This is a genomic window from Neisseria sp. N95_16 (genome assembly GCF_002551535.2).
GTDB classification, from domain to species: Bacteria; Pseudomonadota; Gammaproteobacteria; order Burkholderiales; family Neisseriaceae; genus Neisseria; species Neisseria brasiliensis.
On the sequence record NZ_PDBT02000031.1, the window covers coordinates 14,020 to 27,356 of the forward strand.

10 protein-coding genes and 2 pseudogenes are annotated in these 13,337 nt (G+C 48.1%); 4 read left to right on the forward strand and 8 right to left on the reverse strand.

Going from position 1 to position 13,337, the window contains the following annotated elements; all coding sequences use genetic code 11:
- Positions 1-81: 81 nt before the first annotated feature.
- The 7 genes from CRG49_RS06600 to CRG49_RS06630 form a co-directional block, all read right to left on the reverse strand.
- Positions 82-885, reverse strand: a complete 804-nt coding sequence (locus CRG49_RS06600; protein ID WP_095502897.1) for a DUF4198 domain-containing protein — start codon at positions 883-885, stop codon at positions 82-84.
- A 141-nt stretch (positions 886-1,026) separates the two neighbouring features.
- A complete protein-coding gene (locus CRG49_RS06605) occupies positions 1,027-1,344 on the reverse strand; it encodes a DUF2322 family protein (RefSeq protein ID WP_095502896.1) in 318 nt (105 codons plus the stop codon).
- Between the two features lie 84 nt (positions 1,345-1,428).
- Positions 1,429-2,055: a uracil phosphoribosyltransferase gene (gene upp, locus CRG49_RS06610; RefSeq protein ID WP_095502895.1), complete on the reverse strand. Its 627-nt coding sequence runs from the start codon at positions 2,053-2,055 to the stop codon at positions 1,429-1,431.
- Positions 2,056-2,174: 119 nt separating this feature from the next.
- A complete protein-coding gene (grxD, locus tag CRG49_RS06615) occupies positions 2,175-2,483 on the reverse strand; it encodes a Grx4 family monothiol glutaredoxin (protein WP_095502894.1) in 309 nt (102 codons plus the stop codon).
- A gap of 174 nt (positions 2,484-2,657) precedes the next feature.
- Positions 2,658-3,914 (reverse strand): RsmB/NOP family class I SAM-dependent RNA methyltransferase, encoded by a 1,257-nt coding sequence (locus CRG49_RS06620; RefSeq protein WP_095502893.1) that lies wholly within the window; start codon positions 3,912-3,914, stop codon positions 2,658-2,660.
- A 107-nt stretch (positions 3,915-4,021) separates the two neighbouring features.
- On the reverse strand, positions 4,022-4,876 hold the full coding sequence (locus tag CRG49_RS06625; protein WP_095502892.1) for a DUF1853 family protein: 855 nt from the start codon (positions 4,874-4,876) through the stop codon (positions 4,022-4,024).
- Between the two features lie 51 nt (positions 4,877-4,927).
- Positions 4,928-5,734 (reverse strand): RNA methyltransferase, encoded by an 807-nt coding sequence (locus tag CRG49_RS06630; RefSeq protein WP_095502891.1) that lies wholly within the window; start codon positions 5,732-5,734, stop codon positions 4,928-4,930.
- A gap of 194 nt (positions 5,735-5,928) precedes the next feature.
- Between CRG49_RS06630 and CRG49_RS06635 the strand changes: the two genes are divergently transcribed.
- The 4 genes and pseudogenes from CRG49_RS06635 to CRG49_RS06650 all read left to right on the forward strand — a co-directional run bounded on the left by CRG49_RS06635 (position 5,929) and on the right by CRG49_RS06650 (position 11,851).
- Positions 5,929-6,714 carry an inositol monophosphatase family protein gene (locus CRG49_RS06635; RefSeq protein ID WP_095502890.1) on the forward strand — a complete coding sequence of 262 codons (786 nt, stop codon included), beginning with the start codon at positions 5,929-5,931 and terminating at the stop codon, positions 6,712-6,714.
- Positions 6,715-7,036: 322 nt separating this feature from the next.
- Positions 7,037-8,297, forward strand: a pseudogene (locus tag CRG49_RS06640) (TolC family protein).
- Positions 8,298-8,335: 38 nt separating this feature from the next.
- Complete coding sequence (locus tag CRG49_RS06645; protein WP_095502889.1) at positions 8,336-10,552, forward strand: type I secretion system permease/ATPase; 2,217 nt, start codon at positions 8,336-8,338, stop codon at positions 10,550-10,552.
- Between the two features lie 69 nt (positions 10,553-10,621).
- The gene (locus CRG49_RS06650; protein WP_097784583.1) at positions 10,622-11,851 is read left to right on the forward strand and encodes an HlyD family type I secretion periplasmic adaptor subunit; all 1,230 of its coding nucleotides are present in this window, start codon (positions 10,622-10,624) and stop codon (positions 11,849-11,851) included.
- Positions 11,852-12,071: 220 nt separating this feature from the next.
- Here CRG49_RS06650 and CRG49_RS06655 read toward each other — a convergent pair.
- Positions 12,072-13,161, reverse strand: a pseudogene (locus CRG49_RS06655) (S-(hydroxymethyl)glutathione dehydrogenase/class III alcohol dehydrogenase).
- Positions 13,162-13,337: the final 176 nt, after the last annotated feature.

Genomic DNA, 13,337 nt, shown 5'->3' on the forward strand with positions numbered 1-13,337 from the left:
TATTTATGATAAAAGGCCGTCTGAATGTTCAGACGGCCTTTGACGTTTGCAATGTATTGTCGCGTGTTTCAGCGATTTTTATTAGTGGTGGGTATGACCGATTTGGAAAGTGAGTGTGGTGTAGTTAGACTCTTTTTCGCAGACTTTTTGGTCGCGGAAATCGGTTTTATGCTCAACGTTGACTTTCCAGAAACCTTGACGCAATGGGATGATGTCCACTTCGCCTTTGTCGTTGGTCACGTCATAGAATGCTTGCGCTTCTACTTTGTGGGTTTTGCTGCGGTCGCTGTTGTCAAAGCCGTCGAAAGTTGCGGTTACCGGATGGTTGGCCAATGGCTCGCCGCGGTACAACACGCGTACTTTAAAGCGTTCGCCGACGTGCACGTTAGCCGGATTGTCGAGCGGTACGATTTCTAAGTTTTGGCCGACTTGTTTGGTGATGATGGCGGTGTCTGCGCTTTCATGGCCAACGTTGACGATGTTTTTGCCATACATGCGGCTTTCTTCGCAGTAGGTGGCATCAGTCATTTCGGTTTTATTCACGCGTTTCCAACCGGCGGCATTTTTTGACCAGAAAGTTGGTTGGTATTCGGCAATCACTAAGTAGCTGCCGTCTTTAACTGGGCGGTTGCTGCGGTATTGGTAGTTGAATTGGCCTTTTTGAATCAGGTTTTCTTTGCCTTTTTCGGTCACCAGTTGCAATGGTTTGAAAATGTTAAGGCGGTCTTTGGCGATTGGCTCTAAATCCGGAAATTCACCATAGCCCAGTTCGGCTGTCAGGTATTCGCCGCCATGGGTGTGGGCAGTTTCAACCCATACGCGGTGGGCGTGTGCGGCGGTGGACAGGAACAATGCGGAAGTAATCAGTAAAATAGATTTTTTCATGATGGGTGTTCTCTATAAAAGTGGGTGGGTCAATTAAAACGGTGAGTTATGGTATAACACACTTTAAACAATGTAAACGATTTTGTTATAGGGTAACAAAATGCCGTCTGAAATCAATTTCAGACGGCATTTAATGTTGAATTAAGCTTGTAACGGTTTCAATTGATAAACCAAATTTTCGGCTTTGACTTTAAACAGCAAATCGATGTTAGGGTGTTTGCCCGGATTGGCTTCGGCATCGGCTACGTGTTCGGCAAACAAGGCTAAACCGCGTTCGGCTGCGGCGGCGTTTAGTTGGTTATCGAATTCTTGCGCCAGCGCGTGATAGAGTTTTAATGAACCGAGCTTGCCCGGTGCAGCAGGAATGTGGTGAATGGTTTCGCCTTGCTCATTGTGAACGTCTAGGCCGCTTAAGTGGTCGATTGCAGGCATGGCAGCCAGATTGTCTTGAAAGCTCATGATGTTCCTTAATTTGATGGGTGGGGAAAAGGAGGAACAGGCCGTCTGAAAGCGGATATTTTTCAGACGGCCTGTTTATTTGAATCAGCGCGTACCGAAAATCTTATCGCCGGCATCGCCCAAGCCCGGGATGATGTAGCCGTCTTCGTTCAGATGGCTGTCGAGCGCGGCGGTGTAGATGGTTACATCCGGGTGCGCGTCATTAACGATTTTCACGCCTTCGGGTGCGGCAACCAATACCAAGGCTTTGATGTTTTTGCAGCCTTTGGCTTTCAACAAATCAATGGTGGCAACCATCGAGCCGCCGGTGGCGAGCATAGGGTCGATAATCAAGGCAGGGCGCTCGTCCATGCTGTCAACGAATTTTTCAAAATAGGAAACCGGTTTTAAGGTTTCTTCGTCGCGCTGCAGGCCGACCACGCTGATTTTTGCGGTGGGAATCAAATCCAATACGCCGTCGAGCATCCCCAAGCCGGCACGCAAAATCGGCACCACGGTTAAGGTTTTGCCTTTGATGCGGTCGCCTTCAATGCGGCCGCACCAGCCGTCTATGATGTATTTTTCCATGTCGAAATCGCGGCTGGCTTCGTAGGCCATCAGGCGGGCGAGTTCGGTGGCGAGTGCGCGGAATTTATAGGTGCTGCATTCGGCTTCGCGCATCAGGGTTAATTTGTGTTTGACCAAGGGATGGTCGATGACGGTCACATTCATTGCTTCTACTCGATGTCTGGTAAAGTGGGTTTATTATACTTTTTTTTGGGTATCGCGCAAACAGTGCAAACCATGCAAAAGGCCGTCTGAACAGGGTTTCAGACGGCCTTTGTCAACAATTAGGCTTTTAACACTTCTTCCAATTCGCCGGCTTCAAACATTTCCATCATGATGTCTGAGCCGCCGATAAATTCACCGTTGACATACAGTTGCGGAATGGTCGGCCAGTCGCTGTATTCTTTAATGCCTTGGCGCACTTCGTCGTTTTCCAACACGTTAACCGTTACGTAATCAGTGCAGTTGACTGCGTTCAAAATTTGCACGGCGCGAGATGAAAAGCCGCATTGTGGGAATTGTTTGGTGCCTTTCATAAACAAGACAACGCGGTGGGTGGTGACAACTTCTTTGATTTGATCATGAATGCTCATGTGTGATTCCTTTAAAACAATCGGAGTGATTCGGTTTGAACGTCATCATTATACGCAAGTTGCGGGAATTTAAAATGACTCTTTTGCTGCGCTGGAGAGTAAATAAGGCGTAACGGATGAAATTCAAGCAAAGGCCGTCTGAAAAATAAACTTTATTTTTCAGACGGCCCATTGTTATTTGCGCTGCAACACCGCGGCAAAGAAACCATCGGTATGGTGAACTGCAGAATCCATGCGCAGGTATTTGCCGGTGTTTAAATCCACTTTGGCGGCGGCGAGCAATTCGCTGCTGTCGATCAATTCAAACTCGGGGTTTTCAGCCAAGAAACGCTCGACCTGATGTTCGTTTTCTTCCGGCAAAATGCTGCAGGTGGCATACACCAAGCGGCCTTGCGGTTTCACCAGTTTGGCCGCAGCGGTGAGAATGCTGTGTTGCTGCTCTAATAGATTGGACACGGTTTCCGGTGATTGGCGGTATTTCAAATCGGGGTTGCGGCGCAATGTGCCCAAGCCTGAGCACGGTGCATCAACCAAGACGCGGTCGGCTTTGCCGGTGAGGCGGGCGATGCGGCTGTCGTGTTCGCTGCTGATGCGCTCGGGGTCGATGTTGGTCAGGCCGGCGCGGGTCATGCGCGGCTTGAGGTTGGCCAAGCGTTTTCCGGCGATGTCGAAAGCGTAGATGCGGCCTTTGTTCGCCATTTGCGCCCCAATGGCCAAGGTTTTACCGCCCGCACCGGCACAAAAATCGACCACGATTTCACCGCGTTTGGCGCCGACCAATAAAGCCAGCAATTGGCTGCCTTCGTCTTGCACTTCAACCGAACCGTCAAGAAACAATTCGTGTTTGTTCAAGGCGATTTTGTTTTTCAGGCGGATGCCCCACGGTGAAAACGGCGTGGCTTCGGCGCTCGGCTCTTCGGCTTGCAAGGCGGCCAAGACTTTGTCGCGTTTATTTTTCAAGGTGTTCACGCGCAAATCCAACGGCGCAGCTTGGTTGACGCTGCGGCCGAAAGCGAGAATTTCTTCATCGTTGTAATGGGTTTGCAATTGCGCAATCAGCCATTCCGGCAGTTCGGCAGCGGTGTGCAGGCCGTCTGAAAACTCGGCTTTGCGCGCTTTTAAATGGCTGAGAAACTCGGCTTCTTCTTCATCAAGCAAATCTTGGATTTTGCCGATGTTGACGCTGCGGCCGAGCACCAATGCCGCCAGCGCGGCTTTACGCGATTGGGCGTGCGGACGGCGCAATACGGCGGCGATTTTTTGATAATGGCGCAAGGCAGCGAATGCTGTTTCGGCGATTTCGTGGCGGTCTTGGCGGCCGAGTTTTTTATGTTCGCGGAAGTAGGCGGACAAAACGGCATCGGCAGGTTGCTTGAAAGTCAGCATGTCAGCCAGCAATGCGGCAGTGTGTTCGAGTTGAATCGGTGTCATGGGCTTGGTTACTTTAAATCATGGAATGGGTCGATTATACGGGATTTTCAGACGGCCTGAAGATGAGGGCGTCTGAAAAAGCAGCTAGGCAACAGATTGGTTGGCGCTTACACGCTTTTCATGATGCGTAATATTTCGTGCCAATAGCCGTCGGGGCGCAGTTCCAATACCGCGACCAAACCGCTGTCGATTTGGCACACGGCTTCGGCATTTAAGGTTTCGGCTTCAATCACGCGGGCGGGGGCGAGGTAGGCCATGCGGTCGAGCAGGTAATAACGCGTATCGGTGCGGCTGAAATCGTGTGTGTTCCAGTCGGCCAGATACACGCCGCGCCAAGCATAAGGATTGAGCGGTGCTTGGAAATCAGCAAAACCTTCGGCAAAAAAGCCGATGCCGCGCACAATCGAAGCCGGTTGCAAATCGCTGGGTAATTGCTGTTGCTGCAAGGTTTTGAGGCCGTCTGAAAATTTCAGCAGCATTAGTTGCTGCGGTAATTTATTAGCTTTGTCGGCTAAGCAGTCTTGCTGGTTTAATCCGCGCAAATCATCAAATTTTCCACTGGCGCTGCCGTAATATTTACATGTTAATTCAATATGATAAGCTTTGCCGTTGAGCTTAACGATAAAATCCGCCGCGCCGATGGTGAGGCCGTCTGAAACCACTTGCAGGTTTTGTGCCAACAATTCGGTATGCGGTGCGTGGCTGAACCAAAACGCCAACAAATGTTCGGCATATAAACCCAAACGGCGGCCAAACGGAGCGTGTTGCGCCAGATAATCGGTAAGCGGCTGCGGATTTTGGTCGAGCGAGAGCAGGTAGCAGAAACCATGTTCGCCCAGTAATTCGCGCACCGGCAATTCTGCGCCGCTGTGCCACAAGGGCGGGGCGGTGAGCAGGGTAGCCAACTCGCGCACGGGCTGGCTGGTGAGTTTCCACCATAAGGCATCAAGAGCGTAATTCATAAGGGTATCTTACTTTCAGACGGCCTTTTATCAATCAGGCCGTCTGAAAAATTAATCTTTTAAACGTTGTTTTAAGGTGTTAAAAAAGCCGCGCAAAATGTCGATGTCTTCCGTTTGCGTGTTGGCACGGCCAAACAGGCTTTGCATGCGGCGCATCAGGCGTTCGCTGTTGCGGCGTTTGAAAAAGTCCACATCGTGCATTAAGGATTCCATGTGCGACACCATGCCTTTGATTTGCTCGTGTGTGGCGGCGTGGTCTTCCTGTTGCAAATGTGTCATCGGTACATCGGTTTGGCTGAAAATTTCATAGCACACCACTTGCACGGCTTGGGCGAGGTTCAGCGAGAAATAATCGGGGTTGCCGTTGATGGTCATCAAGCGGTTGCAGGCTTGTACTTCTTCAATCGACAGGCCGAATGTTTCGTTGCCAAATACTAAGGCCACTTGTTCTCCGTTGGCTGCCGCTTGTAATAACTCAGGCACCAATTGGCGCGGAGTTTGCAGCGGTGCCGTGATTTCACGACGGCGGCTGGTGAGTGCGCAACTGATGGTGGTGTCGGCCAAAGCTTCATCTAAAGTGGCGACGATTTTGGCGTTGGCCAATACATCTGCTGCGCCTGATGCCAGCGTGAAGCTTTCTTCCGGTAATTGGAAATTTTGCGGATTTTGCGGGTCGAACACAGGCGGGTGTTCCGTCATCGGCGTGGCCATCAGGTTGGGCGCGACAATGGTGAGCTTGTGCAAACCCATGGTTTTCATGGCGCGCGCGGCTGAGCCGATATTGGCCGGATGGCTGGTGCGCGTGAGAATGATGTGGATGTGGTTTAAATAGTCGGGCAGAGCGGGTTTGGCAATCATGTTTGTTTCGGTTTCAAAGCTAATCGGTTATAATGCAGCATACTTCCATTTCTTTCAGACGGCCTTTATGAAAACAGGCCGTCTGAAAATCTGAAACGTTCTTTAACAACATTGGAAACGTGAAAACGTTGCGCTTGGTGTGTGTGCGGTTGCTGCGCGTCAGGCGGTATTGTACCTTATTTAGAAAGAAACCCATGAACCCGATTTTAAATACTGCCTTTAAAGCTGCCCGTCGTGCCGGCCAGATGATGACCCGTGCCAGCGGCAATCTGGATACTGTCAAAATCGACAGCAAAGCCTTCAACGATTTTGTTTCCAATGTTGATCGTGAATCAGAAATGATTCTGGTGGATGCGCTTAAAGAAGCCTATCCACATCACAAAATCACCTGCGAAGAAACCGGTTCTCACGGTAAAGACAATGCCGAATACGAATGGATTATCGATCCTTTAGACGGCACCACCAATTTCCTGCATGGTCATCCCCAATATGCGATTTCTATGGCGCTGCTGCACAAAGGTGTGTTGCAAGAAGCCTTGGTGTATGCACCGGAGCGCAATGATTTGTATATGGCTTCGCGTGGTAAGGGTGCATTGCTGAATGACCGCCGTATCCGCGTTTCCAGCCGCATCGAGTTAAACCGTTGCTTGATTGGTACAGGTTTTCCGGTAGTTGATCAAAGCATGATGGACAAATACTTGGCTATTTTGAAAGATTTCTTGTCGAAAACTGCCGGTGGCCGTCGCGAAGGTGCGGCTGCGTTAGATTTGTGCGCGGTGGCTTGTGGTCGTTTGGATGGTTTCTTTGAATTTAACCTGAAACCTTGGGACATTGCAGCCGGTGCATTGATTGTGCAAGAAGCGGGCGGCATTGTGACTGACATGAAAGGCAACGAAAGCTGGTTGGAAACTGGTGATGTAGTGGCCGGTAATCCGAAAGTGTTGGCGCAAATGTTGCAGATTATTGCTGCGCATCAGTAAGTTAAGCTGATTGCAAGAGGTCGTTTCAGACGGCCTCTTGTTTTATATGGTTTGCACTGTCTCAGCAATGAATACATGATGATTGGTTGATTCTTGCCTTGTATAAATAATCACTTTGCTGACAGTATAAAAAAACGTGTACTTTTGGTAGTGTATCGATACCTTTTATCTGAGAAATGATGAGAAATGTTAAATATGATGATATGCTGTGAACATTAACAGGCTGTCAATCAATTAAATTACAAGAATTTCTTAGCCCATAACAAACACATATACGGATACACTTGTTGTGAATCATATGCAAACCCCATTTTCCCATCTCATGCCATTCAGCGCCCGCCAATCGGGGTTTCTGAAAAAAATCTCTTTATTCTCGATTGTCTGCATGATGTCTGCGCAAACTGTTTCCGCGCACGATCTTAAAGATATTCTTAAAGCATCCCTGCTTTCCGATCCAACTGTATTGGAAGCGAAAGCCACGGAAGAGTCTGCGAAAAGCACCACCAAAGCCACCCGTGCCGGTCACTATCCGATATTGACCTTGACCGGTGTTCAAGTATTGGCTGAAAAAAAACCAAGACCGAAGCGATGATATGGATGGCGGCTTGGGTATGCGCGGTACGCTCAATCTCTATTCTTGGGGTGGTATCGAAGCGGCTGTGCGTCGCGATAAAAGCAAAGAAAAATACTACAAACACAAATATTTCGAAACTCAAGAGCAATTGGGCAGTGAAGTGGGTAAGTTATACCTGACTGCTTTGCGCGCTAAAGAAATGCTGTTAGTGAATCAGCAAAGCTTGGTTCGCCATAATAATCTTTTGAAAGATTTGAATGTTATTGCGAAGTATGACACCGGTCGTCGTTCTGAATTGATTGAAGCTAGAGCCCGTCAATTGCAAGTGGAAACCACCATTTCGCAACAACGTCGCACCATGGAATTGGCCTTGAGCCGTTTGTCGCGCTACACCGGCAAAAAAATGACAGAAGCCGATTTGAGTGATCCATTCCGCAGCGATACCTCCACCAGCTTGGTACAAACCTATCACAATCCGGATAAAAATATTAATCCTTCTTATCAAGCGCAAATTGCCGAGCAAGAGAGTGTGGAAGCCGAGTTGGACGTTTCCAAATCTCAACGCTTACCAGCCATCAACTTAGAAGGCAATGCCACCAAAGAAAGCAAGCAGCTTTATTTAAACGTGGCTTGGAATGTGTTGGATATTGCAGCCCGTCATAATGTGCAAAAAAATGCGCATGCCTTAATTGCGGCTAAATCTAAATCCGAACAAATCCTGCGTGATGTCAATGAAAAAGCACAAACCGCTGAAATCGATATGAGACAAAGCGAACAACGTGCCGAAATCACCTCGCAACACATCGCCGCACAAAAAGATGTAGTGAAAACCTACGAGCTGCAATTCCGAATCGCCCGCCGTACCTTAACTGACGTGTTGGGTGCGTACACCGAATTATCACGAATCGAGCAGGAAAACATTACCGCGCACAACGATTTCCGTGACGCCGCTCTGGAATACCTTGTCACACAGTCGCAAGTGGCCAACTGGGCTGGTGTGCAGCAATAACATCAGAAAACTTATCATCATTACGTGAATCCATCATCATGAAAGCTATTATTGAACATGTTGCATTAGTTACCCGCTTATTAGGGGCTCCTGTGTCGGAAGCAGCGCTCTCGGCAGAGGTGGTGCGGGATCAAAAACTGAATGTCAACTATCACTCTCTTACTGAAGTCTTGCGCAGTCACGGCTTTGAAAACACTTTATCCAAACGCAATTTGGAAGACATTCCATCTTTGGCAGCGCCTGTGCTGATTATTCTGCACAACGAAGAAGCCGCTGTGATTACCCAAATTGAAGGTGCAGGTAAGGCGCGTAAATACCATATCCGCCAAGTGGATGGCTTGGAGCAAGAGCTGGATCATGAGCAATTATCGGTGCTGTATTTGGGCTATTGCTGGTTTATTAAGCCGAAAATGGTGTCGGATACCCGCTCTGAATTGCCGGAATACCATCTGCCTAAAGCATGGTTTTGGAAGGTGATTTGGCGTTTCCGTGGTTATTATTACCAAGTGATTTTGGCAACGTTCATCATCAACTTCTTGGCTTTGGTCAGCTCTTTATATGTGATGAACGTTTACGACCGCGTGATTCCAAACCAAGCGTATGAAACCTTATGGGTATTGAGTATTGGTGTGGTATTGGCGATTACGTTTGAATTTGCCGCCAAAATGATTCGTGGCCATTTGACTGATATTGCCGGTAAAAAAGCCGACTTAATCATCAGCTCAGCCTTATTCCGCCGCGTGATGGCCTTGCGTTTGGCTGACCGTCCGGCTTCTTCAGGTTCGTATGCAAATAACCTGCGCGAATTTGAATCAGTGCGTGAATTCATGACCAGCGCCAGCTTGCTGACTTTAGTGGATTTGCCATTCTTGCTGTTGTTTATCACGGTAATCGGCATTGTTGGTGGTAAATTGGCTTTGGTGCCTTTGACCATCATTCCGATTGTGATTATTGTCGGCTTTTTGGTGCAACGTCCATTATCACGCCACATTAATGAATCGATGAAAGAAGGTTCGCAACGTTCGGGCTTGGCTGTTGAAGCCATCGAAGGCATTGAAACACTCAAAACCAACAATGCAACTTCATGGGCGCAACAACGTTGGGATGAATACACCGCCAAAACATCGGCATCTGCGATTAAGGTTAAAGATACCAGCAATTTCATGGTTAATTTTGCCGTGGGCATGCAGCAGTTGAATACCGTATTTTTGGTATTGGTGGGCACGTATCTGATTCATGCGGAAAATACTGCCGATCGTATCACCATGGGTGCGTTGATTGCTTCGGTAATTCTATCGGGTCGTGCGTTGGCACCGTTGGCACAAATCGCCGGCTTGGCAACCCGCTTCCAGCAAGCAAAATTAGCATTGCAGGGCATTAATGAAATTGTTGAGCGTCCGATTGAACGCAGCCCGGAACGCAAATACATTACTTTGGATAATGTCCAAGGTGCGATTACCTTTGAAAACGTATCATTTAAATATCAAGACGATGCAAATGCCGCCGTAAGCGACTTGCGCGTCACCATCAAACCGGGTGAAAAAGTTGGTATTTTGGGTCGTATCGGTAGCGGTAAGAGCACCATGCTGAAATTGGCCAGCGGCCTTTACGATACTGAGAGAGGCAACGTAACCTTGGATGGCGTAGATATGCGCCAATTGGATCCGAATTTCCTGCGTAACCAAGTGGTTTTATTGAGCCAAGCGCCGCGTTTGTTCTTAGGTACTTTGCGTGAAAACATGGATTTGGCGCGAACCGACGGTTATTCTACCGACCAAGATTTGTTAAATGCTTTAAAACGTTTCGGCTTGGATAAAATCATCCGCAGCCACCCGCGCGGTTTGGATATGCCTTTGGGTGAAGACGGCTTGGGCTTATCAGGCGGCCAAAAACAAATTATCGCTTTGGCACGCATGACTTTGCGTAATCCAAAAGTGGTTTTATTGGATGAGCCGACCACCAGTCTCGACCAAGCCACTGAGCGCATGGCTTTGAATGCAATTGCACAATGGGGCAAAGACCGCACCATGGTTTTGGTGACACACCGTCCGCAAGTATTACAAATTGTTAACCGCATTATCGTGATGGACAACGGTAAAGTGGTGATGGATGGCCCGCGTGATTTAGTGTTGCAAAACTTGATGCAAAACGAGCAAAACAAAAACAAAGCAGCGCAACAAGGTAATAATGCACCGGCACGTCAGGCAACTGCTAATGTTCAGGTCACCGCGCAAGCTTCGGCCAATCAGTCATAAATACCGATTCACATAATAAAAAGGTTTCAGACGGCCTTTAATAAAAACACCCAATTGAGGTTTATCATTATGAGTAGTGAAAACAACGTCAAACATAAGGATTTGCATTTAATCAATGATTTGAATGCAGCCTTGCAAAAAGAAAAACACAGCGGGCAATTTTGGGTCATTATCCTGTTTTTCGTGTTTTTGGTGGTCTTCGTGATTTGGGCTTATAACAGCCCGATTGAAGAAGTCACCCGCGGTAACGGCAATGTAATTCCAAGTAGCCGAGAGCAAGTGATTCAAAGTTTGGACCCGGGCATCATTACCGAAATTTCGGTAAAAGAAGGTGATATTGTTGAAAAAGGCCAGATTCTGCTGAAATTGGACGATACACGCAGCTCGGCTGTATTGCGCGAAAGCGAAGCTAAAGTGGCCAACTTGGAGGCCATGGTCGCGCGTTTGAAAGCAGAAGCCTACAATACAACACTGACTTTTCCAAAAGGCATTAGCAACGAATTGCGTGCGCGTGAGCAGGCGGCTTACAATGCCCGTCGTCGCGCGGTAACTGATGCGATTCAAAGCCTGAGTTTGAGCAAAGCAACCTTGGATAAAGAAATCGAAATCACCGCACCGATGGTGGCGCAAGGCGTGGTTTCTGAAGTGGAATTGTTACGCATGCAGCGTCAATCTAGTGAGTTGACTTTGCAAATTGCCGAGCGACGCAACCGTTATATGGCTGATGCCAATAATGAATTGGTGCAGGCTGAATCTGAACTGGCTCAAGCTAAAGAAAACACAGCCATGCGCGCCGACCCGGTAGAGCGCTCGCAAATCCGTGCACCGATGCGCGGTATTGTGAAAGACATTCAAATCAATACCGTTGGCGGCGTGGTGAACGTTGGCCAAGACATCATGCAAATCGTACCTTTGGACGACAAATTGCTGGTTGAAGCGTATATCCGCCCGCAAGACGTAGCATTTATGAGCCCGGGCTTGCCAGCTGTGGTAAAAATCAGTGCGTATGACTATGCCATTTACGGCGGTTTAGACGGAAAAGTAACCTTAATCAGCCCGGATACAGTAAGTAACTCTATGCAAAACCGTGCCAATGATTTGAAGCTTGATCCGAACCAAGTGTATTACCGTATTTTGGTCCAAACCGACAGCAACAGCTTGACGGACAAAAACGGCAAAGAAATGCCGATTATCCCGGGTATGGTGGCAACGGTTGACGTGAAAACCGGTGAAAAAACTGTATTCCAATACTTGATTAAACCAATTACCCGCATGAAACAGGCTTTGAGCGAACGTTAATGGGTCAATCAATAATTTGGTATTGTTGAAATATACGTTTCTATAAAAAGCTTACTTAATCGCTTAAGTAAGCTTTTTTTGATAAATGCACAAATCATTTCGGTGTGAAAGTAATCAAAACGTCAGATTTTTAAAATTCACTGAAATCAATTTTCCATAAATAAGGCCGTCTGAAAACAATTACTTTCAGACGGCCTATCTTTTGTTTCACATTACACGATTAATAATGAATCACGCTGCGAATTGATTTACCTTCATGCATCAGGTCAAAAGCGGTGTTGATCTCTTCCAAAGGCATGGTGTGGGTAATGAAATCGCTCAAGGCAAATTCGCCGCGCATGTATTGGTCGATGATGCCCGGCAATTCGCTGCGGCCTTTTACGCCGCCGAATGCCGAACCACGCCATACGCGGCCGGTAACCAATTGGAACGGACGGGTGGAAATTTCCGCTCCGGCCGGTGCCACACCGATAATGATGCTTTCCCCCCAGCCTTTGTGGCAGCATTCCAAAGCCGCGCGCATTACTTCCACATTGCCGATACATTCAAACGAATAATCCACACCGCCATCGGTCATCTCGATAATTATTTCTTGAATCGGTTTATCGAAATCTTTCGGGTTGATAAAATCAGTTGCGCCAAGCTTTTCCGCTAAAGCAAATTTAGACGGATTGGTGTCGATACCGATGATGCGGCTGGTGCCACTCATGCGTGCGCCGATAATCGCAGCCAAACCAATGCCGCCCAAGCCGAAAATCGCTACGGTGTCGCCGCGTTTAACTTTAGCCGTATTCATCACCGCCCCCATGCCGGTGGTTACGCCGCAGCCCAGCAAGCACACTTCTTTCAAATCGGCTTCAGGTTGGATTTTGGCTAAAGACACTTCGGCTACAACGGTGTATTCCGAGAAGGTTGATGTGCCCATATAGTGGTAAATTGGTTGGCCGTCTTTGAAAAAGCGTACGGTACCATCGGGCATCAAGCCCTTGCCTTGGGTGGTGCGGACAGACGAACACAAGTTGGTTTTGCCCGAAATACAGAATTTGCATTTGCCGCATTCGGCGGTGTAAAGCGGAATCACATGATCGCCGACGGCAAAATCAGTGACTCCTTCGCCGACAGCTTCGACAATACCGGCACCTTCATGTCCCAACACACAAGGGAACACGCCTTCCGAATCTTGTCCGCTCAATGTGTAAGCATCGGTGTGGCACACGCCGGTGGCGACAATGCGTAAAATCTAATTCTTCGATTTTTAAGGGTTCATTCGGCACCCAAGCAACGGCGGCACGGGTTTTAATAAATTCCATGGTTGGCTCTCTCTGTTGTGGTTATATCTGAACATTATACCGCACATAAACGCTTCTCATATTTTCAGACGGCCTTACATTCGCATTTCAAGTGCAACGCTCAAATGCCATTGGCAAGGGCTGCTGAAAACAGATCACCCGGTGTCTCATAGTCCAATGTCTTTCTCGGTCGGCGG

Coding starts and splice junctions, on each gene's coding strand:
- CRG49_RS06600 (WP_095502897.1), bottom strand. CDS start 885: ATGAAAAAATCTATTTTACTGATTACTTCCGCATTGTTCCTGTCCACC.
- CRG49_RS06605 (WP_095502896.1), bottom strand. CDS start 1,344: ATGAGCTTTCAAGACAATCTGGCTGCCATGCCTGCAATCGACCACTTA.
- upp (WP_095502895.1), bottom strand. CDS start 2,055: ATGAATGTGACCGTCATCGACCATCCCTTGGTCAAACACAAATTAACC.
- grxD (WP_095502894.1), bottom strand. CDS start 2,483: ATGAGCATTCATGATCAAATCAAAGAAGTTGTCACCACCCACCGCGTT.
- CRG49_RS06620 (WP_095502893.1), bottom strand. CDS start 3,914: ATGACACCGATTCAACTCGAACACACTGCCGCATTGCTGGCTGACATG.
- CRG49_RS06625 (WP_095502892.1), bottom strand. CDS start 4,876: ATGAATTACGCTCTTGATGCCTTATGGTGGAAACTCACCAGCCAGCCC.
- CRG49_RS06630 (WP_095502891.1), bottom strand. CDS start 5,734: ATGATTGCCAAACCCGCTCTGCCCGACTATTTAAACCACATCCACATC.
- CRG49_RS06635 (WP_095502890.1), top strand. CDS start 5,929: ATGAACCCGATTTTAAATACTGCCTTTAAAGCTGCCCGTCGTGCCGGC.
- CRG49_RS06645 (WP_095502889.1), top strand. CDS start 8,336: ATGAAAGCTATTATTGAACATGTTGCATTAGTTACCCGCTTATTAGGG.
- CRG49_RS06650 (WP_097784583.1), top strand. CDS start 10,622: ATGAGTAGTGAAAACAACGTCAAACATAAGGATTTGCATTTAATCAAT.